Here is a 25,664-nt window from a genome sequence, read left to right as displayed (position 1 = left end):
CCCCGGGCGCGAGCGCCCGGGGTTCTTCAGTCGTGGTCGTGGCTGGCGGAAAGGCTCAGACGGCCTTCAGCAGCACATGCTTCTTCTTGCCGAGCGAGAGCTTGATGACGCCCTCGTCCACGAGATCGGATGTCCCGAGCACGCGCTTCTCGTCCTGAGCCACCACGTCGTTGACGCGAAGGCCGCCGCCCTTGACCTGGCGCCGCGCTTCGCCGTTGGAGGCGCACAGGCCGGCGCTGACGAACGCAGCCAGCAGGCCGAGGCCGGCATCCAGCTCGCCGCGAGAAATCTCCACCGTCGGCAGGCCCTCGGCCAGCGCGCCTTCCTCGAAGGCACGGCGTGCGGTCTCGGCCGCTTCCTCGGCAGCCTGGCGGCCGTGAAGGATGGCGGTCACCTCGGTGGCGAGCACCTTCTTCGCCTCGTTGATCTCCGACCCGCCAAGGGCGGCAAGGCGGGCGATCTCGTCCAGCGGCAGCAGCGTGAACAGCTTCAGGAAGCGCTCGACGTCGCCGTCCTCGGTGTTGCGCCAGTACTGCCAGAAGTCATAGACCGACAGCAGATCGGCATCGAGCCAGACGGCGCCCGAGGCCGTCTTGCCCATCTTCGCGCCCGACGAGGTGGTCAGCAGCGGCGAGGTCAGCGCATAGAGCTGCTGGGTGCCCATGCGGTGGCCAAGGTCGATGCCGTTGACGATGTTGCCCCACTGATCGGAGCCGCCCATCTGCAGCCGGCAGTCGTAGCGCCGGGCCAGCTCGACGAAGTCGTAGGCCTGCAGGATCATGTAGTTGAACTCGAGGAAGGACAGCGACTGCTCGCGGTCGAGACGCGTCTTGACGCTGTCGAAGGACAGCATCCGGTTGACCGAGAAATGGCGGCCGACGTCGCGCAGGAACTCGAGGTAGTTGAGCGGGCGCAGCCACTCCGCGTTGTTGATCATCAACCCGCCGCCGAGCGGGCCCTTGTCGTAGTCGATGTAGTTGGCGAAGGCGCGCTTGATCGAGGCGATGTTGTCCTCGATCATTTCGACCGTCATCAGCTTGCGGGCCTCCTCCTTGAAGGAAGGGTCGCCGACCATGCCGGTGCCGCCGCCCATCAGCGAGATCGGCCGGTGGCCGGTCGCCTGGAACCAGTGCAGCATCATGATCTGCATCAGATGGCCGACATGCAGACTGGATGCCGTCGGATCATAGCCGATATAGGCGGTGACCGTCTGAGTCCGCAGGAGATCGTCGAGCCCGGTCTCATCCGACATCTGGTGGATGAAGCCACGCTCGCTAAGGGTCCTCAGGAAATCCGACTTGAATCCGGTCATCTTGCCAATCTGCATCTTGTGGTGACGTGAAACGCCCCGGAAGGGCCCGCATTTCTTAGCCGAACTCGGTGTCGAGATCACGGAGAAATCAGGTCGCTGGCGGCTGCCATGCAAAAAGCGCAAGCAGCGGCGCGGTGCGCGCCTGCGCACAAAAAAACGGCCGGACAAGCCGGCCGCCTTGAAGTTTTGCGGGTCGAGGCCGGGCGAGGGTTGGGTCGCGCCGACATCGGTACTCTGGTAGCAGGCGCGGATGACGCGGCAGTGACAGGGGAGGCTGCCCGGCGTGCAGTGCAGCCGCTAGTCCTTGATCGCGGCAACGAGCAGCATCATCGGGCGCTCCAGCTCTTCGGCCAGCCCGGGGGTCTGCGCGATCTGTTCCCGCGTCGGCGCGAACTCGTCGATGCGCCGCAGCCGGAAGCCGGCCTCGATCAGCGTGTTCACGGTCGTCGCAATGGTGCGGTGGTATTTCAGGACGCCGCTGGCGAACCAGTCGGTGCGCCGCTCCCCTTCGACGGAATAGCCGTTCACCGGCCACGTCTTGCGGCCGTCCTGATCCTGCATCCAGCCGGGACGGGCCGCGGCCATGAAGATGGGATGCTCGATGGTGAAGACGAGCTCGCCGCCCGGCACCAGCGCATCGCCGATCGTCCGCGCGAGGCGCGCGAAGTCCTGGACATAGTGGAACGTCAGTGCGCTGTAGACGAGGTCGAAGGCCGCGCGCGGCAGCTCCAGCGTCTCCAGATCGGCGATGCAGTAGGAGATCGCCTCGTCATGCGTATCGGCGATCGCGCGGTCGATCATGTTGCGGGAGAGGTCGAGCCCCAGAACCGAAGCCGCACCGTTTTCGCGCATCCAGCGCGAGGCCCAGCCGAAGCCGCAGCCGAGATCGACCACCCGGCGTCCCGCAAGGTCGGGCAGCATGGTCTTGATCGCCGGCCATTCGGGTGCGCCAGCGAGGCCGTGAACCTGGCGCGGCAGCTGGCTGTAGCCGGCGAAGAAATCGGGATCGTCGTAGATGTTCTGGGCCATGCTTGTCGCCTTGGGCAGGGGGAGAGCCAGTATTCGGCGGGTCGCCCGCCCCGGCAATGGCCGCGGCCGGCAGCCTTGCCAAACAAAAAGGCCCCGCAAGAGCGGGGCCTTTTCAATTCGGTGCTTTTCGGAAAGCGGCTCAGAGAGCCTCTTCCTCGTCAGCCTCGGCGTCGGCCTCAGCGGCCTCTTCGCCCTCGGCATCCTCGTCCTCGTCCTCTTCGAACTCGAACGTGTCCTGCTCGCGGCCGGTGAGGTCCTCACCACGCGCCTGGCGCTCGGCCTCATCGGCGGAACGTGCGACGTTGAGCGTGACCGACACCTCGACTTCCGGGTGAAGGACGACGGCAACCTCGTGCAGGCCGATGGTCTTGATCGGACGGTCGAGGCGAACCTGCGAACGAGCCGAGGAGAAACCGCCTTCGGTCATCACGTCGGCGATGTCGCGGGTCGACACGGAGCCGTAGAGCTGGCCGGTCTCGCCAGCCTGGCGGATGACGGTGAAGGTCTGGCCGTCGAGCGTCTTGGCGACCGACTCGGCCTCCGACTTGCGCTCGAGGTTGCGAGCTTCAAGCTGCGCGCGCTCGCTTTCGAAGCGCTGCAGGTTGGCCTTGGTGGCACGCAGCGCCTTGCCCTGCGGCAGCAGGTAGTTGCGCGCGAAACCGTCGCGCACGCGCACCACTTCGCCCATCTGGCCGAGCTTGGCAACGCGCTCAAGAAGAATGATCTGCATTGTCGTAATCCTTTTCGTCTGTCCCGCGCCTTGCGCGGTTAGGGACGGCCGGCGAGCCGGCCAGTCCCAGCCGATTGGAAAGTCGCGATCTTACTTGATCACGAAGGGCAGCAGGCCGAGGAAGCGGGCGCGCTTGATGGCACGCGCGAGCTCGCGCTGCTTCTTGGCGGACACCGCGGTGATGCGGCTCGGCACGATCTTGCCGCGCTCGGAGATGTAGCGCTGCAGGAGGCGGATGTCCTTGTAGTCGATCTTCGGCGCGTTGGCGCCGGAGAACGGGCAGGTCTTGCGACGGCGGAAGAAGGGGCGGCGCGTCGGCAGCTGTGCGATATCGACCATTGCGTTAGCTCCTTATTCTTCGTCGAAGCGGCGTCCGCCGCGGTCGCCACGATCACCGCGATCGCCACGGTCTCCACGATCGCCGCGGTCACGGCCGCCGCGATCACCACGGTCGCCGCGGTCACCGCGATCGCCACGTCCACCACGACGGTCGTCGCGGTCACGCTTCTGCATCATCGCGGACTGCTCTTCCTCGTGCTCCTCGACGCGCAGCGTCATGAAGCGCAGGATGTCCTCGTTGATGCGCATCTGGCGCTCCATCTCGGCCACGGCGGCCGGGGAGGCGTCCAGGTTCATCAGCGTGTAATGAGCCTTGCGGTTCTTGTTGATGCGGTAGGCCAGCGTGCGCAAACCCCAGCTCTCGACCTTGCCGACGTTGCCGCCGTTGGAAGAGATCAGGGCCTTGTACTGCTCGACCATCTGCTCGACCTGCTGGGCCGAGACGTCCTGGCGTGCCAGGAACACATGCTCGTAAAGCGGCATGAGGGTGCCTTTCTTTCCGTTTCAGTTCCCGGAACCCGGCGCTAAGCCTCTTCGAGCCTTCAAGAAAGGCAGATCGAAGCAACTTCGAAGGCGGAGACACGGGAAGACGGACGACACTTTGCCGATCCTACCCGCCTGTCGCTGTCTCTCTCCTATATGAAGAGAAGCCTGCATTCGGCGGACCTTCCGTTCAGCCCCCGGCCAGAGTTCCGAACGAAGCGTGGCTTATACACCAGTTGCGCGGCTTCGCAAGGCGGAGCGAAGGGATTGCGCGTGTTTTTTCCATGCTCCACCTTGACAGTGTGTGCCTGGGACGTCTCTTTGCGGCACATTTCGTGACAAGACGGACGGGCAAAAGCGAATCCGGCCGCGCAAGGGATGTTGGAGCCAGCGCCAATGAGTATCGCATTCACGTTTCCGGGACAGGGCAGCCAGGCTGTCGGCATGGGCAAGGACCTGGCCGACGCGTTTCCCGAGGCCCGGGCGGTGTTCGATGAAGTGGACGAGGCGCTCGGGCAGAAGCTCAGCGACATCATGTGGGCGGGCACGCCGGAGGAGCTGACGCTGACGGCGAATGCCCAGCCGGCCCTGATGGCGGTGAGCCTGGCGGCCATGCGCGCTGCTGAGGCACGGGGCCTGAACCTTGCTTCCAGCGTTGCCTATGTGGCCGGCCATTCGCTCGGCGAGTATTCGGCGCTGGCGGCTGCCGGTACGCTGACGATCGGCGATGCGGCGCGTCTGCTGCGGATTCGCGGCACGGCGATGCAGCAGGCAGTGCCGGTGGGCGAGGGCGCGATGGCCGCTCTGCTCGGGCTCGACTTCGCCGAGGCCGCCGCGGTGGCGCAGGAAGCCGCCCAGGGCGAGGTCTGCCAGGCCGCTAACGACAATGCGCCGGGCCAGGTGGTGGTCTCCGGTCACAAGGGCGCCGTCGAGCGGGCTATCGAGATCGCCAAGGGCCGGGGTGCCCGCCGCGCGGTCCTGTTGCCGGTGAGTGCGCCGTTCCACTGCGCGCTGATGGCGCCGGCCGCCGATGCCATGGCTGCCGCGTTCGAAAGCGTGACCTTCAACGCGCCGGCCGTTCCGCTGGTTGCCAACGTGCTCGCAGGCCCGACCAGCGATCCGGACGAGATTCGCCGCCGGCTGGTGGAGCAGGTGACTGGCACCGTGCGCTGGCGCGAATCCATCGAGAGGATGGCCTCGGCCGGTGTCGACACCGCCTACGAGATCGGCACCGGCAAGGTGCTGACCGGCATGGTCAAGCGCATCGCCAAGGACATGACCGGCATCGCGGTCAACTCGCCCGACGATATCGCGGCCCTGCTGGAGCGGCTGGCCTGAACGCACGCCACGCAGTGCAAGACAAGGAACAAAGACCCATGTTCGACCTGACTTCCAAGACCGCGCTCGTGACGGGCGCAACCGGCGGCATCGGCGAAGCGATCGCTCGGGCCCTGCATGCCCGCGGCGCCACCGTCGCGCTGTCCGGCACCCGCGCCGAAAAGCTGGAGGCGCTGGCCGCCGATCTCGGCGAGCGCGTGCACGTGCTGCCCGCCAACCTGTCGGACCGGGCTGCGGTCGATGCGCTGGTGCCGGCCGCGGAAGCGGCGATGGGTCAGCTCGACATCCTGGTCAACAATGCCGGCATCACCCGCGACAACCTCTTCATGCGCATGAAGGACGAGGAGTGGGACGACGTCATCGAGGTCAACCTGACCGCCGGCTTCCGCCTGTGCCGCGCGGCCGTGAAGGGCATGATGCGCCGCCGCTATGGCCGCATCATCAACATCGCCTCGGTGGTCGGCGTGACCGGCAATCCGGGCCAGGGCAACTACGCTGCGGCCAAGGCCGGCCTCATCGGCATGGCCAAGTCGCTTGCGCGCGAGGTCGCGTCGCGCAACATTACGGTGAACACGATCGCGCCCGGCTTCATCGAGACCCCGATGACCGACGCGCTCAACGACAAGCAGAAGGAATCGATCCTCACCACCGTGCCGGCGGGTCGCCTTGGAAAGGCGGACGAGATCGCTGCGGCGGCGCTCTACCTCGCCAGCGAGGAAGCCGCCTACGTGACCGGCGAGACCCTGCACGTCAATGGCGGTATGGCCATGATTTGACTTGGCAAACCCGGCCGCTCACAGCCCCGTGGAACAGGCGTTCCGCAGGGCGGTGCGGCGGCTGGTCAAGCCCTATAAAGTGTGTTAGGAACCCGCCGGCCAGCGAACCCGTTCACGAATGATCGGCGCTCGGGCGCGGCCAGTCCGGCCGGCCAAGGTCGCCGGGTTCGGACATGGTGCGGGCTGGAACCCATTCGCCTCGTTCCGGTACGGAGCTCCGGAGATCGGGTACGAGGTGCGGCGCTGAGCGCTGAACTAGCGAAAACCGTTGGAAGCAACTGAGGAATTCTGAAATGAGCGACATCGCGGATCGGGTAAAGAAGATCGTTATCGAGCACCTCGGCGTCGATGCCGACAAGGTCACCATGGAGGCGAGCTTCATCGACGATCTGGGCGCCGACAGCCTCGACACCGTCGAGCTGGTCATGGCTTTCGAGGAAGAGTTCGGCGTGGAAATCCCGGATGATGCCGCCGAGACGATCCTGACCGTCGGCGACGCCGTGAAGTTCCTGGAAAAGAACGCCGGCTGATTCAGTTTTCCGCATCGGGCGGGCTTCGTGTCCGCCCGACGCGCCAGATACAGGTTCATGATGAGGCGAGTAGTCGTTACCGGCCTTGGCATGGTCACGCCCCTGGCGTGCGGTGTCGAGGAGAGCTGGTCCAGAATTCTCGAGGGCAAGAGCGGGGCGTCCCGCATCAGCCGTTTTGAGGTCGATGATCTCGCCTGCCAGATCGCCTGCCAGATTCCCCGCGGAGACGGGTCGGACGGAACGTTCAATCCGGACGACTGGATGGATCCGAAGGAACAGCGCAAGGTCGACGAGTTCATCATCTTCGGCATGGCTGCCGCCGAGCAGGCGATCCGTGACAGCGGCTGGTCCGCAAAGTCCACGGAAGACCAGAATCGCGCAGGCGTCCTGATCGGCTCCGGTATCGGTGGCCTGCAGGGCATAGAGGCCACGGCTCATGTGATGCGCGAAAAGGGCCCCCGGCGCATCTCCCCCTTCTTCATTCCCGGCCGACTGATCAACCTGGCTAGCGGCTACGTGTCGATCCGTCATGGCCTCAAGGGGCCGAACCACGCGGTCGTCACCGCCTGCTCGACCGGCGCCCACGCCATCGGCGATGCTGCGCGCCTGATCGCGCTCGACGATGCCGACATCATGGTGGCGGGCGGTGCCGAATCGCCGGTCTGCCGTCTGTCGCTCGCAGGCTTTGCCGCAGCGCGTGCCCTGTCGACCGGCTTCAATGACCGTCCGGAAGCTGCCTCGCGTCCCTACGACACGGACCGCGACGGCTTCGTCATGGGCGAGGGCGCCGGCGTCGTCGTGCTCGAGGAATACGAGCATGCCAAGGCGCGCGGCGCGAGGATCTACGGCGAAGTCGTCGGATACGGCCTGTCGGGCGATGCCTATCACATCACCGCTCCGGCGGCCGATGGCGACGGCGCCTATCGCTGCATGCAGGCCGCGCTGAAGCGCGCCGGCCTTGCTCCCGCGGACATCGACTACATCAATGCCCACGGCACCTCGACGCCGCTCGGCGACGAGATCGAGCTCGGCGCCATCCAGCGCCTGGCCGGCGACAGCGCCTCGCGGCTGACCATGTCCTCGACCAAGTCGTCGACCGGTCACCTTCTGGGTGCTGCCGGCGCCATCGAGGCGATCTTCTCGCTGCTGGCGATCCGCGACGGTATCGTTCCGCCGACGATCAATCTCGACAATCCGTCCGTCGAGACCGAGATCGACCTGGTCCCGAAGGTCGCAAAGCGCATGAACGTGGATACGGCGCTGTCGAACTCCTTCGGTTTCGGCGGCACCAATGCCTCGCTCGTTTTCCGCAAGGTCGCGGCCTGACAGGGCTTCCTGCGCCGGGCGTGAGGGCGTTTTCCCCTTGCGACCGGCGAAGCCGATCCCCAGTTGCGCCGGGCGGAGCGATCCTTCCCGGTTTGGCCATAATTTCGGGCCAAGTGGCATGTCCATTGCCTCGATCAAAAGGACCGGACAGGACAGATGACCGAGACGCCAGGCCGAGAGACCGATAACGCTTCCTCCGAGAGTGCTCCCAAGGACGAGGGTGCGCCGTTTCGCCCGCATCCCAAGAGCCCGCGCGAGGCGATCCAGCCGGAGCAGGCTCCGCCGCCGCCGCTGCGCTCGCGCCACGTCCGCAATCCCCTCGTCATCGTCGTCAATGCGCTGCTGTCGCTGGCCGTTCTGGTGGTGATCGGCACCGGCGCGATGCTCTACTGGGGCAAGGCCGAGTTCGATGCGCCAGGTCCGCTCGCCGCGGAAAAGACGGTGGTCATCCCCTCTGGCAGCGGGCTCCGGATGATCGCCGACACGCTCGAGAACCAGGGTGTTATCGAGGATTCCAACGTCTTCTGGGCAGGTGTTCAGGCCTACAAGAATGCGGGTCGGCTGAAGGCCGGCGAATATGCGTTCGCGCCGGGCGTCTCGATGCGCCAGGTGATGGACGACCTCGTCAGCGGCAAGGCGGTCTATCACACGGTAACCGTGCCGGAAGGCTGGACCAGCGCGCAGATCGTCGCCCGGGTTCGCGAACATCCGGTCCTGACGGGTACGCTGGACGAGATCCCGCCCGAGGGCTCGCTGCTGCCCGAGACCTACACGTTCACGCGCGGCACGACGCGGGCTCAGATCATCCAGCAGATGAAGGACGCGCAGACCAAGGCGCTGGCCGACATCTGGAACCGGCGCACCGAAGGCCTCCCGGTCGAAACGCCCGAGGAGCTGGTGGTACTTGCCTCCATCGTCGAGAAGGAGACGGCGCGCGCCGACGAACGTCCCCGCGTTGCGGGCGTCTTCGTCAATCGTCTGCGCCAGGGCATGCGTCTGCAGTCGGATCCGACCATTCTCTACGGCCTTTATGGCGGCGAAGCATGGCTGCAGGATCGCTCGGCGATCACGCGCTCGCAGCTCGATGCCCGCAACCCGTACAACACCTATCAGATCGATCGCCTGCCGCCGGGCCCAATCGGCAATCCGGGGCGTGCGGCGATGGAGTCGGTCGCCAATCCTTCGCGCACCAAGGACTTGTATTTCGTCGCAGACGGAACGGGTGGCCACGTCTTCGCCGAGACCTACGAGCAGCATCAGCGCAACGTGGCGCGCTGGCGCCAGGTGGAGCGGGAGCGCCGCGAACGCGAGGCGCAGGGTACCCAGGGCGGAGCCGCAAGCGGGGGCAGTGGCGGCTGAGCCGCATACCCTGATTGTCGCGTGATTCCAGTCTTGTGGGGGCAGTTTCCAAGATGACACTTTCGCTTTGCAGCATGACCGGCTTCGGTCGCTCCGACGGCGCCAGCGGCGCTGCGCGGTGGACCTGGGAATTGCGCTCGGTCAACGGCAAGGGGCTGGACCTGCGCATGCGCCTGCCGGGCGGCTTGGAAGCGCTGGAAAGCTATTGCCGCGAGGCGGCGGGACGTCATCTCACCCGCGGCAACGTGACCATCGGCCTGAGCTACCAGCGCAGCCAGGGCGAGGCGGTTCCGCAGATCAACGAGGCTGCGCTGAGTGCGTTGCTGGCGGCGCTGGAGACCGTGCGCCAGAGGCTGCCGGATGCGGCGCCCGTGGCGCTCGACGGCATCCTGTCGCAGCGCGGCGTCATCGAGTGGAAGGAGCCGGAGGAGGATCCGGCGGAGCGCGAAGCGCTTCTCGAAGCGCTGAAGGCGTCGCTCGAGAGTGCTCTCGAAGAGCTTGCTCGCATGCGTCGCAACGAGGGGGCTGCCATCGCCACCGTGCTGCGCGGCCAGCTTGCGACGATTGCCGAGTTGACCCGCCAGGCGGAAGCCGCACCGTGCCGGGCTCCGGAAGCGATCCGGGCACGGCTGGCAGCACAGGTCGAGGCGCTTGTCGGCAGCAATACCGCGCTCGATCCTTCGCGGCTGCACCAGGAGGCGGCACTGCTCGCCACCAAGGCGGATATCCGCGAGGAGCTGGACCGGCTGGTCGCCCATGTGCAGGCCGCGACCGATCTGCTCGATGCAGGCGGTCCCGTCGGCCGGCGGCTCGATTTCCTCGCGCAGGAGTTCAACCGCGAGGCCAACACGCTCTGTTCCAAGTCGAACGGCACGGAGCTGACCGCCATCGGCCTAGAGCTGAAGACGGTCATCGACCAGATGCGCGAGCAGATCCAGAACCTTGAATAACAGCACCAACGGGGCAGGGGCATGACGACAACGGCCGGCGGAACGGTTGTGACATCGAGTGAGGCGGCTGCGCGTCGGCGCGGGCTGATGCTGGTCTTGTCTTCGCCGTCGGGTGCGGGCAAGTCGACCATCGCTCGTCAGCTTCTCGACCGGGAGAAGGACAGCCTCGAGCTCTCCGTGTCCGTCACCACGCGGCCACGCCGGTCGAGCGAGATCGACGGCGTACACTACCACTTCATCTCGCGCGAGCGTTTCGAGCAGATGCGCGACCGCGGCGAGCTGCTGGAATGGGCCGAGGTGCACGGCAACTATTACGGCACGCCGCGCGATCCGGTGGAGGAAGCGCTGGCCGGAGGGCGCGACGTCCTCTTCGACATCGACATCCAGGGCACATTCCAGCTCTACGAGAAGATGCGGCCCGACGTGGTGTCGCTGTTCATCCTGCCGCCATCCATCGCCGAGATGAAGTCGCGCCTCCACCGCCGGGCTGAGGATGCGGACGATGTCATCAAGCGGCGCCTGCAGACCGCGGTCGGCGAGATGAAGCACTGGCAGGACTACGATTACGTGATCGTCAATGACGACCTGCAGACCGCGTTCGGCGGGGCGCTGTCGATCCTGCGCGCCGAGCGGCTGCGCCGCGAGCGCAGCCCGGCCATCGGTCCCTTCATCGAGGGTATGCTCGAGGATCTGAAGCGGGAGACCGGCGAGGCCTGAGCCGCGCTGCCGTAAAGCACCTTGAAGAAGCACAAAAGGCGCCCGTCGAGGCGCCTTTTTCATGTCTTGCAGACTGCATTGAGGCGTTTCAGCCGGCCGCGAAGGCGTTCGCCAGCTTGACGAAGTCGGCGATCTCCAGCTGCTCGGCTCGCATGGTGGGCTCGATGCCGGCAGCGGCGATGCGCGCTTCGGCATCGGCGGCGAGCGGCTTGAGGCTGGCGCGCAGCATCTTGCGGCGCTGGCCGAAGGCGGCGGCGGTGAGCCGCTCCAGCGCCTTCAGGTCGCAATCGAGCGGCGCCTTGCGCGGTGTCAGGTGGACGATGGCCGAGGTGACCTTCGGCGGGGGCGTGAAGGCCTTGGGGCCGACCTCGAAGGCAAGCGTTGCGTGGCAGCGCCAGCCGGCCAGCACGCCGAGGCGGCCGTAGGCTTTGCTGCCGGGTGCGGCGACGATGCGTTCGGCCACTTCCTTCTGGAACATCAGCGTCAGCGACTGCCAGACCGGGGGCCAGTTCGCGCTGGTGATCCAGTCGACGAGCAGCTGGGTCCCGACATTGTAAGGGAGGTTTGCGACGATCTTCAGCGGCCCGCCGTCGGCGATGCGCTCAAGGTCGATGGTCAGCGCGTCGGCCTCCAGCACCTCCAGCCGCCCGGGATAGCGGGCGGAAATCTCTGCAAGGGCCGGCAGGCAGCGCGGGTCCTTCTCGACGGCGACGACGCGCCCAGCGCCTGCGACCAGCAACGCGCGGGTCAGGCCGCCGGGGCCGGGGCCGACTTCCAGCACCGTGCAGTCGCTGAGGTCCCCGGCGGTGCGGGCGACCTTGAGCGTCAGGTTGAGGTCGAGCAGGAAGTTCTGCCCCAGCGACTTGCGGGCCTGCAGCTCATGAGTGCGGATGACATCCCGCAATGGCGGCAGGTCGTCGATCTGGCTCATTCGATGAGGCCCGGATCCGCCAGAACGGCGGCCAGCCTGACGGCGGCAGCAAAGCTGTCCGGGCGGGCGCTGCCGGTGCCGGCGATGCCAAGGGCCGTGCCGTGGTCCGGAGAGGTGCGCACAAAGGGCAGGCCGAGCGTCGCGTTGACCGCATCGTGGAAGGCCAGCGTCTTGGCCGGGATCAGCGCCTGATCATGATACATGGCCAGCGCACAGTCGTAGCCGGCACGGGCTTCGGCGTGGAACATCGTGTCGGCGGGCAGGGGCCCCTGCACATCGATGCCCATGGAGCGCAACTCGGCCACGGCCGGGGCGACGATCTCGTCGTCCTCGAAGCCGAGCGCGCCGCCTTCGCCCGCATGCGGGTTCAGGCCGGCAATGGCGATGCGCGGGGCCTTGATGCGGAAGCGGCGCACCAGATCCTGGTGAACCACCCGGCCAACATTCACGATGAGGCTGGTGGTCAGCATCTTCGGCACGTTGTGCAGCGGGATATGCACCGTGACCGGCACGACCAACAGCTCGGGGCCGGCGAGCAGCATCACCGGGGTTGCGTCCATCGCACCCGCACGCTGCGCCAGTTCGCCGAGATACTCGGTGTGCCCTGGATGGGTGAAGCCGGCGTCGTAGAGCGCCTTCTTCTGGATCGGATTGGTCACGACGCCGGCGGCGATACCCGCCTGGGTGTCCGCGACGGCGCGGTCGATCGAGGCGATGACGGCAGCAGCGGTTCCGGGGTCGGCGATGCCGGGACGGTCCGGCACGCTCATGCCGAGCGGAACGACGGGCAGGTGCTCGCTCCAGGCTTCCAGCGCTTCGCCCGGGGCAACTTCGGCAATCGGCACATCGAGCCCGAGCAGGGCGGCGCGCGAGGCGAGGAACGCGGGATCGGCCAGGACATAGAAGGGGGGAAGCTCGCGCTTCACCCGCTCGTTCCAGGCAAGAAGGGCGACATCGGGACCGATGCCGCCGGGGTCACCCATGGTGACGGCGAGGGGCTTGATACTGGCGCGCATGCGGTCCGGTCGGCTCAGCGGTAGTCGATGATGGCGCGGCTGCGCAGTTCGCGCATGTAGCGGCGGCTCATCTGCTCGCCTTCCTTGTTGCGCAGCTCGTCCTCGACCTCCATCCGCGCCGCGGCGTTGCTGGCGATCTCGCGCTTGTCGCAGACGGCATAGACCTCCAGGCCCTTGGAGGTGTCCTGGGCGGTCGTCACCTTGCCGACGGCAGTCTTGTCGAGAGCTTCCTTGAGCGGGGCGGGAACCTCCGTCTCGAGACGGGTGACCATCGGCATCACCACCACTTCGCGGAACTCGCTGGCGAGCGTCTGGGCCTCGTTGCAGGACGAGAAGCGCGAGCGGAAGGTATCGACATCGCGGCGGCGCTGATTCTTGCCGCTGGTGCCGGTCTTGGCCGGCACGACGAAGATGATCGGCTGGATCCGGTATTCCATGCTGGTGTCGCTGCTCTTGTCCTCCTGCTTGCGCAGGGCGGCGATCACGTCGGATTCGGAGATCCGCACTTCGGACTGGAAGCGGGCGCGCAGCAGCTGGCCCCAGGCGATTTCGGCCTGGATGCGCTGGCGCATGGTATCGGCCTTCACGCCCGATTGGTTGAGCGCCTGGGTGAGGCGCGCCGGCGTGAGCTTCACGCGGCTGGCGAGCTGGCCATAGGCCTCGTCGACATCGGCCTTGGTGACGCGTATGCCGGCCCGTTCGGCCTCCTGCATCTTCAGGACTTCGTCGATGAGCTCTTCGGTCGCCTGCTTGGCGCCGCCACGGCTGCCGGTGAGGCGCAGAAGGCTGGCTCTCTGATTGATGTCATAGGTCGTGATCGGCTTGTTGTTCACGATCACCTTGATGGCGGTCTGCGCGGCGAGCGGTCCGCCGGAAACGGTGGCGGCGACCAGAACCGCCAGGCCCGCGAGCATCCAGCGCTTTGCAGTCATTCATTCCCCCTGTCGTCGCGTCCATTGCTGGCGCGTCCAGTGTCGTCGCTTCTCGTTTCGCCGAGCCCCGCATGGCGATGTCGGGGGTCGAGGCAACATGTGCGAAGGCGCGTGCACCTGCCTTCAGACATCCTGATCAGCGATGCTATCGTGCAAATTGCTGTGACACCAGAAAACGGCCAAAATCCGTCGAAAGCGGCGGTCTCGCTTCACGCGCCCGCGAGACAGCGAGGGAGAGGGGCCTGTCCCCGCGCGCCATCGCTCCGCGTTGCAGGTCACCCGCCGTCATCCGGTCCCTAGTTGTTTCCGTTGGTCGAGAACTGCGTGTCGCCGAGCGTGCGCAGGCCGAACCGGAAGAAGAACAGCCGGTCGGTCGTCTGGCCATTGTTGCGGCTGCGGTCCTCCGAATAGGCGAAGGAGACCGAGAAGCCCTCGTCGTCATAGCCGACGCCGAAGCTGTCGCGCACCATGTTGCGGCGCTCCAGGTCGAAGCGCACGGAGCCGAAGAGCCGCCAGTTTTCCTGGAGCCGCAGGCTGGCCGAGCCGATGACCTCCTCGCGCGGGGTGGCGATGCCGAGGTTCGGCTGCGGCGACAGATAGGCATAGGCAAGGTTGCCGGTGACCGGCCCGTAAATGCCCGTCGCTTCCACCTGCGCGCGGCGAACGGAGAAGTTCTTGTGATCGAAGCGCGCCTGCGCGCCCATCCGGAAGCCTTGCCGGCTGTCGAAATAGAGGCTGCCGACATAGTCGCTGTAATTGGTGGCAAGCCCCGAACTGGTGGTGGCGCCGAGAATGTCGGCCTGCTTGAACGAGTTGGTGCCGCCGAGATGGAAGGAGCGGCCGAACAGGGCGCTGACATGGTAGCCCTGATCGAAGTTCAGGCTGTATTTCAGGCCGACATTGGTTCGGGTACCGCCTTCGCTGCGGTCGAAGCCGGAGAACTTGTCGTATTCGAACAGCGTCGTGGAATCGAAGACGATGCTCTGCGCATCCTCGTTCGGAAGCTCGCCGATGCGCGTCTCGTTCGGTCGGACGATGACCTGGGCCACCGGCTCGATGATCTGGTTGCCGCCCTGGAACGTGCCGATGAACGGGAAACGATAGTCGAGGCCGACGGCCGGCATGATACGCCCGACGAAGCTCTCGTCGGTCATCGAGGCGACGTTCCTGTCCTGCGAGGCCAGGAAGTAGAGGTCGCCCTTCACGTAGGCGAAGGGCGTGAACACCTGGCCGAAGGAGTCGATCAGCGTGGAGCGCCATTCGGCCTCCAGGCTGGCGCGGGTGAACGTGCCCTCGACGCCGCGGAAGCGGGTGACGCCGCCGATCTCGATGGCGTCGGTCTGGTCGCGGGTCAGGCTGGTCAGGTTGCCCGTGAGGGCCAGTTCGCCACCCGCGATCGGATTCTCGAAGATGTAGTTCCAGTCGAGCACCGGATGGACGAAGGGCTGCTTGTCCTGCAGGCGGCTGCCGACGGGAATGAAGCCCGGTGCATCGAGCGCGGGAAGGGCGGCATAGTCCTCCTGCGAGATGCGGAAGGCATAGGCGCGCAGGTCGAAGCGATTCCGCTCGCTCTGTCCGGTCAGGTAGATCTTCGACACGTCGCTGGCATTGCCGAGCGGTGCGAACTTGTAGTCGCGCAGGAACGAACGGTCAGTGCGCCAGGACAGGTCCCAGCCCCATTTCCAGCGCTGATTGATGTGGAACTCGCCCTCCGAGGCGATCACGCCGCGGAAGTCGCGGTTGCCGCTCGACGTGGTGTACTCGTCCGGGCGCGCCTGGAAGATGCCGGCAGCGTGGATCGAATACGCGCCGTCCATCAGCCGCTGGCGCCAGTCGAACTGGCCGAGCACGCCCTGCTTGCTGAGCGGCGTGGCCGAGATCAGCAGGTCGCGCGACGGATCGATGGCGAAATAATAGGGGATGCGCATGCCTGCACCCACCCGGTCGCCATAGACGAAATTGGGAATCAGCAGGCCCGACTTCCGCTTGACGCTCGGATCCGGCATCGACAGATAGGGCAGGTAGACGAGCGAACGACCGAAGAACTCGAACGAGGCCTTCTCGAACTCGATCGTCTGTTCCTGCTGGTCGTGGACGATCGTCTGGGCGCGGATGCGCCAGAGAGGCGGCTTGCTCGGCGGGTTCTTGTCGCTGGTGTAGACCGTGTACAGGCCGTTGTCGAAGGTCGTGCGGTTGCCGTTCTCGCGGCGCGCACCGTCCGCGATGAAGCGGGTGCGCTGCGGCGTGTCGAGCTGCAGGGAGTTGGCGAAGCCGTCGCGCAGGTCGTCCGACAGTTCCATGGAACCGGCACGAATGACGTTTCCGGTCGGCTCTGTCAGGCGAACATTGCCGTTGGCGCGCAGGCGGTTGTTGCGACGGTCGAAATCGACCCGATCCGCCTCCACCGTGTTGCCGCCATAATAGATCTGCACATTGCCGACAGCAGAGATGATGTCCCGGTCGAAATCGTAGCGAAGCTCTGTCGCTTCGAGCAGGAGCGGCTCGGTCGGATCGACCTGCGCGCCCAGAGAATCGAAAGCCCCGTCCTGGGCAAGGGCCATATGGGGAGCAAGCGCTCCGCCGGAGAAGAGCGCGAGCGCAGCACCGGACAACAGCGTGCCGGCAAGCAGCGAGGCACGAATCGCGCGCGCACGCGGGGACGCACCCACCCGATCAGCGCGGGACGGGCGGTTCTGCCGATCGGCCATGCCTGACGAAACGGCCGAACCCATCAGCCGTCCTCCAGGTGCAGGAGGATCGTGATCCCCATCAAGACTCCAAACACTCCAGGTGCCCACGCGGCGATGAACGGCGGCACGATTCCCGCACCGCCCAGGTCCTTGCCGAGCTCCGACAGAACGTAAAGCACGAACCCGGCGAGGATTCCACCCAGAATCAGGCGGCCGATACCCCCCATCCTCGAAACCCTCAGGGAAACGCAGGCGGCAATCAGCACCATTGCGGCCAAAAGCGCGGGTCTTGCCAGAAGTGTCTGATATTGAAGCGAATAACGATATGCAGGCAAACCGGCTCTCTGTGACAATTCGATCACACGCGGCAGGTCCCAGAATCCGATGGATTCGGGCGCCGCGATGCTCTCGCGCACCTCTGTCGGGGTGAGGTAGGTGGAGACGGTGTAGCTCTCATAGGTCTGCGGATCGCCGTCGGTCGAGTAGACCGTGGCATCGGACAGGCGCCAGATCTTTTCGCCCAGGGTCGCCTCGCTCGCCTCGATCCGTTCCACGAAGCTGCCCTGCCGGTCGAAGGTGAACAGGGTGACCCCGAGCAGCCGCTCTCCCGAGTTGAGGATCTGCTTGGCGTGCAGCACCGATTCCCCGTCCTTGCCGTCCTGGCGCAGCCAGATGTCGCCGGTGGTCTGCAGCAGGAAGTTCTGCTCACGGCCGAAGAGGCCGGAGGCGAGTTCGTCCGACTGGGTGCGGAGCGCGACGGCCAGCGGATTGTAGAGGAGCACCGCGCCGATGCCGATGCCGATGCCGACGATGAGGGCCGGGGCGGTGAACTGCCAGACCGAGACGCCGGCCGCGCGTGCGACGACCAGTTCCAGCTTGCGGCTGAGGCCGAGGAAGGCGGCAATCGCGCCGAACAGGACGGCGAAGGGGAGGACCTGTTCCATCAGCTGCGGCACGCGCAGGAGCGATATCGCGCCGATGCGCGCAAGGCTGGCCCCGTCCTGATCGCTGGCGCGGCGCAGCAGCTCGAGCGCGTCGAAGATGAAGATCAGAACGGCGGCGAGCAGAAACAGGCCGAGAATCGAGGCGATGAAACGCAGCGCGAAATAGACGGCGAGCGTATGGCCGGAGCGGAGCGAGGCGAGCATCAGGCGGTCCCGCCCTGCTGGTGGCCCTGGAGACGGGCGACGATGGCCTCGATCCGGTCGCCGATGCGTTCGCCAAGCGCACCAAGGGCGTTCATCCAGCGCGGCTTGCGGCCCATGGCGATGATCCAGCCGACCAGCACGATGGCGAGCAGCGGCAGCAGATAGAGAGCAAAGCGCGCCACGGGCAGGCCGGGCACCAGCGTCAGGATGCCGAAGCCGGCGGTGCGCAGCAGAATCGCAAGCACCAGCGCTGTCAGGGTCGCCGCGTGGCGGTTCTGCCGGGTGGTCTTCGGCTCGCCCGCAAACAGGAAGACGATGAGCGCGAAGGCTATCGGGTAGAGCGGCTGGCTCAACCGGTCGTGCAGCTCCGCGGTCAGGCGGTTGCGGTTCTCGGACGCATAGGTGTCGTTTGGATCCGGGGCGAGCAGGTCGAGCGTCGAACGTTCGCTGGCCTTGTAGGTGGCGACGGTATCGGTCGGCACCATGCTCGACAGGTCGAAGGCATAGGACTGGAAGCGGACGATGGAGATGCTTCCCGTGGCGCGGGTGCGGCGCTGGATGGTGCCGTCCTGCATCACCAGTAGGGTGCGGTCGGCAGCCTCTACGATCTGGCCGCGCGCGGCCTCGTAGGTGAAGACGATGTCGTCGGCGCGCTCGTCGTGCATCAGCAGGCCTTCGAGCTGGCCGTCGCCGCCGCGGTTACGGATATGGAAGGTCAGCCCGTCCTCGATGCCAATGAAGCGGCCGGGCCGGACGATGTTGGCAACCAGATCGACGCGCACCTGGGTGATCTCGTCGCGCAGCGCGGCAAGACCGGCGGGCGCGAAAAGCAGCGACAGCGAGGCGCAGAACAGGCTGATCACAACGGCGAATACGAGAATCGGCCGCAGCAGCACCGAGCGCGAGGCGCCGGAGGCGTTGATGACGATGAGTTCGCTGTCGTTGGACAGGGTGTTGAGCACCACCAGCATGGCGATGAGTAGTGCGAAGGGCGCGATGGCGAGTGCAAGGAACGGCATGGCCAGCATCGTCATGCCGATGAACTGGACGATGGTCTGGCCCTTCGCCGTGACCAGGTCGAGCTGACGCAAGGCCTGCGTCGCCCAGACGACGCCGGCCAGTGCCGTCAGCGTCACCAGGAAGACGGCGGCAAGGCGCCGGAAAACATACCGTTCGAAGGTCGTCATCAGATCCGTGTTCGGTAAGCCCACCGGGCTTGCGCCAGAAAGTCTTCGGCTGCCGGCGAGGGCTGCCAGCGAGCCTTTGGGAGCGGGGAGGCAGGTCCGGTCCGCATCATCGTGGGCCGGCCGGGCGCCGGTCCGCATCCGATTAGGCGGCATTTTAGGTAAATACTCCGAGAAGAAAAAGGGTTAACCGGGGATTAACTGGCGTGTCAGTGCGGCAAGGGCGCTTGCCGAGCGGGAAAACACGCACCATTCTAGATGGATCAGGATATTTCGGGCGTTGAGCCCTACTGGCTGGCATGGCGCGCAGCGAACCTGCGGCGGATGCGAGCCGGGCAAACCGCCCCGAATCTCCTCCATTCCTGCCAGACATGAGGTTCTCCCTTGCTCCCCAAGATCTCCTTTTCCAAATCTGCCGCTCCGCAAAAGGGCGTGGCCGTCATTCTCGCCGACGACAAGCTGGCAACCGGCGCCACCGCGGCCGGACTTGGGGAGGGGGCGCAGGACCTGATCCGGCGTGCGGCTGAGACCGCCGGCTTTTCCGGCAAGTCGAAGACCGTGCTCGATCTTCTCGCGCCGGCCGGTCTCGGCGTCGACCGCCTGCTCGTCGTCGGTCTCGGCAAGGCCGGCGGCATTGCCGCGCTCGATGACAACGAGTGGGCCGCGCTCGGCGGCACCGTCATGGGCAAGCTCGGCAAGGCCAAGGCCGCCGAGGTGCTGCTGGAGACGCCGGCAGGGGCCGTCGAGGCCGGCCATGCCGCGGCCTTCGCCATGGGCATTAAGCTGCGCGCCTATGTCTTCGACCGCTACAAGAGCAAGAAGGGCGACGACGAGGAGACCGGCGGTTCGGTCAAGGTGTCGCTGCTGGTGGACGATGCCAAGGCGGCGAAGAAGGCCTGGGCCGATGCCGATGCGGTGAGCGATGGCACGCTGCTCGCGCGCGACCTCGTCAACGAGCCGGCCAACGTGCTGACCACCGTCGAATTCGCGAACCGCGCCAGCGAGCTTTCCAAGCTCGGCGTCGAGATCGAGATCCTCGACGAGAAGGCGATGAAGAAGCTCAAGATGAATGCGCTGCTCGGCGTGGCGCAGGGCTCGGAGAGCCCGCCGCGCATGGTGATCATGCGCTGGAACGGCGGCAAGAAGGATGCGGCCCCGCTTGCCTTCATCGGCAAGGGCGTCGTCTTCGACACCGGTGGCATCTCCATCAAGCCGGCTGCCTCCATGGAGGACATGAAGGGCGACATGGGCGGTGCGGCGGCCGTGACCGGCCTGATGCATGCGCTGGCGGCCCGCAAGGCCAAGGTCAACGCCATCGGCGTGATCGGCCTGGTCGAGAACATGCCGGACGGCAAGGCGCAGCGGCCGGGTGACATCGTCACGGCAATGTCGGGCGCGACCATCGAGATCATCAACACCGATGCGGAAGGCCGCCTCGTACTGGCCGATGCGCTCTGGTACACGCAGGAACGCTTCAAGCCGGCCTTCATGATCAACCTGGCGACGCTGACAGGTGCGATCATCATCGCGCTCGGTAGCACCCATGCCGGCATCTTCTCCAACAACGACGAGCTTGCCGCACGCCTTGCCGAGGCGGGCCTTGCGACGGACGAGAAGGTGTGGCGCCTGCCGCTGTCGAAGGACTACGACAAGCTGATCGATACGCCGAATGCGGACATGAAGAACACCGGCGGCCGCTCTGCCGGCTCGATCACCGCCGCGCAGTTCCTGCAGCGCTTCGTCAACGACGTGCCGTGGGTGCATATCGACGTTGCCGGCACGGCGATGGGAAGCCCGAAGACGGACGTCAGCAAGGGGTGGGCCTCGGGCTTCGGCGTTCGCCTGCTCGACCGCCTCGTGCGCGATCACTACGAAGGTTGAGGCATTCCGGCCGAGGCTGCGGAGAGATCCGCAGCCTCGCCATCATGCCCAAGGCCTGCGAACAACAAAAAACCCGCCTTTCGGCGGGTTATTTCGTTCCGTCCTTCGGCGATGCCGGGCTCGGCGCCGCGGGGGCGGAGTGATGTCAGCAGGTCTTATAGGATTCGCAGGCGCCGCCGGCCGGCTCCACGACCACGGTTCCCATTGCCGTGGTCACGCCGGCGAGACCGAGCACGAGACCGAAAAACAAAGCAATCCGCACAGCCATCGAATGTCTCCCGTTGCCCCGGCGCGGTGACGGCTCTACCGTCCCGGCATTCGCTTTCGTCAGGCTCAAGCTATCCAGTTCCTGCGAAGGCCGTTGTGACGGCAACCACAGGAAAGACGAAGGATCAGCGCGTGGCGCAAAGCGTTTGCCGAATCGGCCGGGTCCAGCCCGGTCGTCACTCTGCCGGGCCGAAGTTGGGAAACCGTTAATCGTGAATCATTGGCAAATCAAAGCCCGTTTCTCACCTCACGGCACTTCGCGTCGGGCCTGTTGCAGGACTGCCGCACCGCACAAGGGGAGGGAGGCATGAGCGAGGTTCTGTTCTACCACCTGACGCGAAAGCCCCTCGAAGAGGCGCTGCCCGGCCTGCTGGAAACCTGCGTTGGTCGGGGGTGGCGCTGCGTCGTGCAGGCAGGGTCGCGCGAGCGGTGCGAGGCGCTGGACTCGTGGCTGTGGACCTATCGCGACGATGCGTTTCTTCCGCATGGCACGGCTGCCGACGGGCATGTCGAGGCGCAGCCGGTCTACCTGACCGACGGCGAGGAAAATCCCAACGGCGCGGTGGTGCGCTTCCTGGTCGACCGGGCGAGCCCGCCGGACCTCACTCCCTATCAGCGCGGGGTCTTCCTGTTCGACGGGCAGGACCCGGAAGCGGTCGCCGATGCCCGCCGGCACTGGAAGGCGATGAAGGAGGCGGGGCACGACATCACCTACTGGCAGCAGAACGAGGCCGGGCGCTGGGAGAAGAAGGCATGAACGGCGCTGACGCGGACAAGCGGGACTTCATGGTCCGGCGGGATGCCGCACGCGAACGGCTCGACGGGCTTTTCGGCGCCAAGGGCGGCAAGCGGGAGGACCGCTCGGCGTGGTTCGACGCAGTCTACGAGACGGCCGGCGGCGACGCGGCTGCCGTGCCCTGGGCGGACCTTGCTCCGAAGACGGAGCTGGTCGACTGGCTGGAGGCGCATCCGGGTGAGGGCATGCGCGCCGTCGACGTCGGGTGCGGTCTTGGAGACAATGCCGAGGCGCTGGCCGCGGCCGGCTATCGCACCACCGGCTTCGATCTGTCACCGAAAGCGGTTGACTGGGCGCGGCAGCGCTTTCCCGAAAGCGCTGTCGAGTACCGCGCTGCCGATCTCTTCGACGTGCCGGTCGATTGGCTCGGCGGTTTCGATCTCGTGCACGAGTGCTACACGCTGCAGGCACTCTCGGGCGATCTGCGCGAGCGGGCCTTTGCCGCCGTCGCCTCTCTGGTGGCGCCGGGCGGAAAGCTCCTGGTGCTGACGCGTACCGCACCGGAGGAAAGCGTGCCGGATGGGCCGCCCTGGCCGTTGAAGCCATCCGAGCTCGACCGTTTCTCGTCGCTCGGACTGGAGCGCATCGACCGCCACCCTTACCAGATCCGGAAGGGTGAGCGTGTGATCGCCCATGTCCGCGATCTCTGGCGCCGAACGGGGTGAAGCAATCCCGGCTACATGACGCGCGGGCGGTTCCGCGAGACACCCAGGATCTGGATCATATTATCGGTCGCAAGCTGCTTGGCGGACGCGTCGAAGGTCCAGAATTCCGCGGCTACCCTGCACTGGGAGAGGGTGGACGGGGTCTCGTCCGGGATAGCGGCCTGCTTGTCTGCTTGGACGTCCAGACTTGCTAAAGCTTCCGGTGAGCCGGCAATGGCCTCCTGTCCCATTTGCGTCTTTCCTGCCACAACCAGCAACGCGCTTGGAAGATCGTGGCATTTCACGAAAGCCGTTGCGCCCGGTTGCCGCGCATCGTCCGCGGCGGCGATCTTGAAGCCACCTAGATCGGGACTGTAAACCCAGTGTCGCGCCTGAACGCTGGGCTGTGAAATCCCGGGTACAGATGCACAGACTTCGGTGGTTGGCAGAATGCTGCTGGCCGGGATGATCTCCGCATTTTCCGCTCCACAAGGCCGGAACGAGACGTCCGAGGTGCCTTGGATGGGTGTTACCTCTCCAAGCGGATTGTCACCGTCCGTTCGCACTCCGTGTCCGATGGGCATGGCGGTGGCGAATACGATCGCGTCGTCGGCTGTTGCCGACTTCACCACAATGCCTTTCAGTTCCTGCCATGAGAATTGGATCGCCTGGCCTGTCTCCTGGGCATTGGCGATGGACGCGACGGTCAAGACGGCAAAACTGGCTGCGATTGTAGCGGCGTTCATGGCTAACCTCCGGACTTGCGATGGCAGAAGGGCATGTCGCGCCACGCGCCATCCGTACAGGGGCTGAGGCGCCTTATGGGCAGATAACGATCCGAGGCCACGGCATGTGACAGCAGAAAGCCCTCTTTCGCGATCACGCAAAGGGCGAACGATCGCTCCGGCGTTGCAAGGACGTGTTTGATTGTAGCCTGGTCCAGACATCGGGTCAGGCGCAGTCGCTGCTGGACGCTCAGCCGGCTCTCGTGCAACGCCAATGAACTACGAGGAATGACGATCGCGTTGGCCTCGTGCCACACGAGTTGGGCGGCCGTTCTTGCCGTTTCTTCGGCGCTTGTCTTGATCGCGATGAACACGGACAGGCTGGCGATCAGTATTGCTCCGGCGACCAGGAAGTGCATCGGGAAGCTGCTGGAAACAAGCTGTCTCTGCCTGACCTGCCACAGGACGATGGCACCGCCGAAAAGTACCAGCAGGATAAGCGCCAGCCACCAGAGAAAACCCGCATGCGTGAACACGGTGTAGGAGTGGGCGACTATCGTTGCGAGTGGTGCATTGACCTCATGAATGGAGATCGAAAAGGCGCTCAGATAGGCATCAAGGTAGGCGATTCCGGCAAAATATCCGAGCGCCAGCGGTACCGCGACAAGGCAGGCGTCGAGTAGCGAGCGGGCGAGGTCTCGATCTTTGGGCGAGCCGGGCGTGACGTCCCGCTCGCTGGGAGAGCCCGAAAGCCAAAGCAGATTATTGGTTGTGCCAAACTCGAACGATGGCCTTTCCCGGTCCCCCATGAGCTATCCGCCCGCTTTTCTCGACCGGTTCAACGGTAGATACATCCAAGGATTGTGTCCAGAGAGGGTTTTTGCCAAACGTTGAGCTGCGCATGCTGATGTTTGTCATGGCATTCATTTCATCCTTTTGGGATGCACGCGGGCAGGCGCTTTTCCGACAGGACCGGGGATCAAGTGGTTGAGTGTATGAATTAAGTTAAACAAAAGCGGGTACGCAGTCGAACCAGGCGGTTCGGCCGAGCGTTCGGCTAGCGCGTCATGGGGGGCGTGGAACGGTTTCGAGACGGTGTAGAGTACGCGAGGTGGATTGAGCGTAATGGGACAGGACAAGGCTCGAGGCGGCGCATTGCTGCAATCGGACATCCGTCCACTCGTAACCCGCGGCCAGATCTGGTCGATTTCGGCAGCAACCGGCCTCTTTCTTGCCGTTGCCCTGGGACTGGTGCTCATCGTCTCGCATGTCGTCGTGTCCATGCGCCATACGGCGAACGACATCGACGACCAGCGTGCGATCTCAGCCGCTGCGGCCGCCGTTGCAGCGCTCGAGCGCGGACTGTCGATCGTGGTGCGCGACAACTCCCTTTGGGACGAGGGGTATGAGGCGGTCCGGTCCGGGGACGGTGCCGAGTGGATCCGCGAGACCTGGGGCGACGCCACGGTAAACTACCCGCTCTACGACGGATTGGTCGTTTTCCGACCCGACCTGACGGTGATTGCCGCTTACGACAAGGGCGAGCCCTTTACGCCGTCGGGTGAGATCGGCGAACTTATTGCCGGGCAGGCGAAGCGCGCGCAGGCGTCTCACATGCCGGTCACCGCTTTCATGTCGATGGGCGGGGAAATCGTCTCGACCGCAGCGATGACCATTCAGCCCTTCGCGGGACCTGTTCCCGACGCCCCTGTGCTGTTCCTGTTCAAGAGCATCGACGATGAGATCATCGCGAGCATGGCCAGCGACTACCAGATCTCCGGGCTGGCACTGGCTCCCACGCGAGCAGAGGACCAGCTCAACCTGGCGCTGGACGATCCCAACGGGAAGCCGCTCGGCTACCTCACCTGGCCGAGCCGGAAGCCAGGAGACCTGGCGTTCGAAAGCCACCGCTCGCTGCTGGTGATGGCCGGCGCGACGCTTGTCGTGTTCCTGCTGATGGTGCTCGCGGCCGGCTTCGTCGAATCGCTGCGCTTGCGCCGTATCGCGGCTGCCGCCGAATACGAGGCCAAGCGCGACACTCTCACGGGCACGCTCAACCGCAGCGGATTTCTCGAAGTTCTCGACCGGCTGGCGGCGGAGGCTTCCTCCTCACGCCCGGTCACGTTGCATATGCTGGATCTCGATGGCTTCAAGCAGGTCAACGACACCTGGGGCCATGCGGTCGGCGATCTGCTGATCGTCGCGGTTGCGGTCCGCCTGGCCGGTTTCGGCGATCACTTCGTTGCGGTCGGCAGGCTTGGCGGCGACGAGTTCGCCCTGGCGCAGGTGCATGACGCGCCGCCGGAGGTGTTGGCACAGCAGGTCATCGACGCCTTCTCCAAGTCGTTCATGGTCGGACGCCACGACCTCCACGTGACGACAAGCATCGGCTATGCGTCGACGCGCGAGCCGATCGATCCGGCGGAACTGATGCGCCGCGCCGATGTTGCGATGTACCGGGCCAAGGCGGAAGGCAAGTTCCGCGCGCTGGAATATCATTCGAAGATGGAAGAGAGCTGCAAGGATCAGGAAGCCTGACGGCCTCCCGCCGTGCCTGCGGC

General features: G+C 65.6%; 25 protein-coding genes. 11 read left to right on the top strand and 14 right to left on the bottom strand.

The window, feature by feature from the left end:
- Positions 1–55 precede the first annotated feature (55 nt).
- The 5 genes from tyrS to rpsF all read right to left on the bottom strand — a co-directional run bounded on the left by tyrS (position 56) and on the right by rpsF (position 3,893).
- Complete coding sequence (gene tyrS, locus BBX35_RS02920; RefSeq protein ID WP_067215807.1) at positions 56–1,312, bottom strand: tyrosine--tRNA ligase; 1,257 nt, start codon at positions 1,310–1,312, stop codon at positions 56–58.
- Positions 1,313–1,609: 297 nt separating this feature from the next.
- Positions 1,610–2,341 (bottom strand): class I SAM-dependent methyltransferase, encoded by a 732-nt coding sequence (locus tag BBX35_RS02915; RefSeq protein WP_067215805.1) that lies wholly within the window; start codon positions 2,339–2,341, stop codon positions 1,610–1,612.
- Positions 2,342–2,480: 139 nt separating this feature from the next.
- Positions 2,481–3,071, bottom strand: coding sequence for a 50S ribosomal protein L9 (gene rplI / locus BBX35_RS02910; RefSeq protein ID WP_067215803.1), 591 nt, complete (start codon positions 3,069–3,071; stop codon positions 2,481–2,483).
- Positions 3,072–3,161: 90 nt separating this feature from the next.
- Positions 3,162–3,410: a 30S ribosomal protein S18 gene (gene rpsR / locus BBX35_RS02905; protein WP_029057383.1), complete on the bottom strand. Its 249-nt coding sequence runs from the start codon at positions 3,408–3,410 to the stop codon at positions 3,162–3,164.
- Between the two features lie 12 nt (positions 3,411–3,422).
- Positions 3,423–3,893, bottom strand: coding sequence for a 30S ribosomal protein S6 (rpsF, locus tag BBX35_RS02900; RefSeq protein ID WP_067215800.1), 471 nt, complete (start codon positions 3,891–3,893; stop codon positions 3,423–3,425).
- 396 nt (positions 3,894–4,289) lie between these two features.
- Between rpsF and fabD the strand changes: the two genes are divergently transcribed.
- From fabD to gmk, 7 genes are all read left to right on the top strand, one after another.
- Positions 4,290–5,231: an ACP S-malonyltransferase gene (gene fabD / locus BBX35_RS02895; RefSeq protein ID WP_067215798.1), complete on the top strand. Its 942-nt coding sequence runs from the start codon at positions 4,290–4,292 to the stop codon at positions 5,229–5,231.
- A 38-nt stretch (positions 5,232–5,269) separates the two neighbouring features.
- Positions 5,270–6,007, top strand: a complete 738-nt coding sequence (gene fabG / locus BBX35_RS02890; RefSeq protein ID WP_067215795.1) for a 3-oxoacyl-[acyl-carrier-protein] reductase — start codon at positions 5,270–5,272, stop codon at positions 6,005–6,007.
- 293 nt (positions 6,008–6,300) lie between these two features.
- Positions 6,301–6,537: an acyl carrier protein gene (locus BBX35_RS02885; RefSeq protein WP_067215792.1), complete on the top strand. Its 237-nt coding sequence runs from the start codon at positions 6,301–6,303 to the stop codon at positions 6,535–6,537.
- A 60-nt stretch (positions 6,538–6,597) separates the two neighbouring features.
- Complete coding sequence (fabF, locus tag BBX35_RS02880; RefSeq protein ID WP_067218114.1) at positions 6,598–7,863, top strand: beta-ketoacyl-ACP synthase II; 1,266 nt, start codon at positions 6,598–6,600, stop codon at positions 7,861–7,863.
- A 156-nt stretch (positions 7,864–8,019) separates the two neighbouring features.
- Positions 8,020–9,222 carry an endolytic transglycosylase MltG gene (gene mltG / locus BBX35_RS02875; protein ID WP_083205989.1) on the top strand — a complete coding sequence of 401 codons (1,203 nt, stop codon included), beginning with the start codon at positions 8,020–8,022 and terminating at the stop codon, positions 9,220–9,222.
- 53 nt (positions 9,223–9,275) lie between these two features.
- Positions 9,276–10,172 carry a YicC/YloC family endoribonuclease gene (locus tag BBX35_RS02870; RefSeq protein ID WP_208979747.1) on the top strand — a complete coding sequence of 299 codons (897 nt, stop codon included), beginning with the start codon at positions 9,276–9,278 and terminating at the stop codon, positions 10,170–10,172.
- Between the two features lie 21 nt (positions 10,173–10,193).
- Complete coding sequence (gmk, locus tag BBX35_RS02865) at positions 10,194–10,889, top strand: guanylate kinase (protein WP_067215788.1); 696 nt, start codon at positions 10,194–10,196, stop codon at positions 10,887–10,889.
- A gap of 88 nt (positions 10,890–10,977) precedes the next feature.
- Here gmk and rsmA read toward each other — a convergent pair whose 3' ends face one another.
- The 6 genes from rsmA to lptF all read right to left on the bottom strand — a co-directional run bounded on the left by rsmA (position 10,978) and on the right by lptF (position 18,793).
- A complete protein-coding gene (gene rsmA / locus BBX35_RS02860) occupies positions 10,978–11,820 on the bottom strand; it encodes a 16S rRNA (adenine(1518)-N(6)/adenine(1519)-N(6))-dimethyltransferase RsmA (RefSeq protein WP_067215785.1) in 843 nt (280 codons plus the stop codon).
- Complete coding sequence (pdxA, locus tag BBX35_RS02855; RefSeq protein WP_067215783.1) at positions 11,817–12,836, bottom strand: 4-hydroxythreonine-4-phosphate dehydrogenase PdxA; 1,020 nt, start codon at positions 12,834–12,836, stop codon at positions 11,817–11,819. The genes rsmA and pdxA overlap by 4 nt, the downstream gene beginning before the upstream one ends.
- 14 nt (positions 12,837–12,850) lie before the next feature.
- Positions 12,851–13,768, bottom strand: coding sequence for a SurA N-terminal domain-containing protein (locus BBX35_RS02850; protein ID WP_208979745.1), 918 nt, complete (start codon positions 13,766–13,768; stop codon positions 12,851–12,853).
- Between the two features lie 296 nt (positions 13,769–14,064).
- Entirely contained in the window at positions 14,065–16,500 is a 2,436-nt protein-coding gene (locus BBX35_RS02845) for an LPS-assembly protein LptD (RefSeq protein WP_208979744.1), read from the bottom strand.
- Positions 16,500–17,606, bottom strand: coding sequence for an LPS export ABC transporter permease LptG (gene lptG / locus BBX35_RS02840; RefSeq protein WP_067215781.1), 1,107 nt, complete (start codon positions 17,604–17,606; stop codon positions 16,500–16,502). The genes BBX35_RS02845 and lptG overlap by 1 nt, the downstream gene beginning before the upstream one ends.
- Positions 17,606–18,793 carry an LPS export ABC transporter permease LptF gene (lptF, locus tag BBX35_RS02835; protein ID WP_067215778.1) on the bottom strand — a complete coding sequence of 396 codons (1,188 nt, stop codon included), beginning with the start codon at positions 18,791–18,793 and terminating at the stop codon, positions 17,606–17,608. Before lptF ends, lptG begins: the two co-directional genes overlap by 1 nt.
- A gap of 381 nt (positions 18,794–19,174) precedes the next feature.
- Here lptF and BBX35_RS02830 point away from each other — a divergent pair, with 381 nt between their 5' ends.
- Complete coding sequence (locus BBX35_RS02830) at positions 19,175–20,671, top strand: leucyl aminopeptidase (RefSeq protein WP_067215776.1); 1,497 nt, start codon at positions 19,175–19,177, stop codon at positions 20,669–20,671.
- A 145-nt stretch (positions 20,672–20,816) separates the two neighbouring features.
- On the opposite strand, the gene BBX35_RS23970 is transcribed toward BBX35_RS02830, so the two are convergent.
- Positions 20,817–20,939 (bottom strand): hypothetical protein, encoded by a 123-nt coding sequence (locus BBX35_RS23970; RefSeq protein WP_279626334.1) that lies wholly within the window; start codon positions 20,937–20,939, stop codon positions 20,817–20,819.
- Positions 20,940–21,245: 306 nt separating this feature from the next.
- Here BBX35_RS23970 and BBX35_RS02825 point away from each other — a divergent pair, with 306 nt between their 5' ends.
- Both BBX35_RS02825 and BBX35_RS02820 read left to right on the top strand, forming a co-directional pair.
- Positions 21,246–21,695 (top strand): DNA polymerase III subunit chi, encoded by a 450-nt coding sequence (locus BBX35_RS02825; protein ID WP_067215774.1) that lies wholly within the window; start codon positions 21,246–21,248, stop codon positions 21,693–21,695.
- Positions 21,692–22,399 carry a class I SAM-dependent methyltransferase gene (locus BBX35_RS02820; protein WP_083205988.1) on the top strand — a complete coding sequence of 236 codons (708 nt, stop codon included), beginning with the start codon at positions 21,692–21,694 and terminating at the stop codon, positions 22,397–22,399. Before BBX35_RS02825 ends, BBX35_RS02820 begins: the two co-directional genes overlap by 4 nt.
- A gap of 11 nt (positions 22,400–22,410) precedes the next feature.
- On the opposite strand, the gene BBX35_RS02815 is transcribed toward BBX35_RS02820, so the two are convergent.
- Both BBX35_RS02815 and BBX35_RS02810 read right to left on the bottom strand, forming a co-directional pair.
- Complete coding sequence (locus BBX35_RS02815; protein ID WP_067215771.1) at positions 22,411–23,124, bottom strand: hypothetical protein; 714 nt, start codon at positions 23,122–23,124, stop codon at positions 22,411–22,413.
- A 2-nt stretch (positions 23,125–23,126) separates the two neighbouring features.
- Positions 23,127–23,912, bottom strand: a complete 786-nt coding sequence (locus tag BBX35_RS02810) for a hypothetical protein (protein ID WP_067215768.1) — start codon at positions 23,910–23,912, stop codon at positions 23,127–23,129.
- Positions 23,913–24,228: 316 nt separating this feature from the next.
- On the opposite strand from BBX35_RS02810, the gene BBX35_RS02805 reads away from it, so the two are divergent.
- Positions 24,229–25,641, top strand: coding sequence for a diguanylate cyclase domain-containing protein (locus BBX35_RS02805; protein ID WP_083205987.1), 1,413 nt, complete (start codon positions 24,229–24,231; stop codon positions 25,639–25,641).
- The last annotated feature ends 23 nt before the right edge of the window (positions 25,642–25,664 follow it).

The organism is Stappia indica (assembly GCF_001696535.1).
Taxonomy (GTDB): Bacteria; Pseudomonadota; Alphaproteobacteria; order Rhizobiales; family Stappiaceae; genus Stappia; species Stappia indica.
This window is presented reverse-complemented; position numbering and strand designations above follow the sequence as displayed.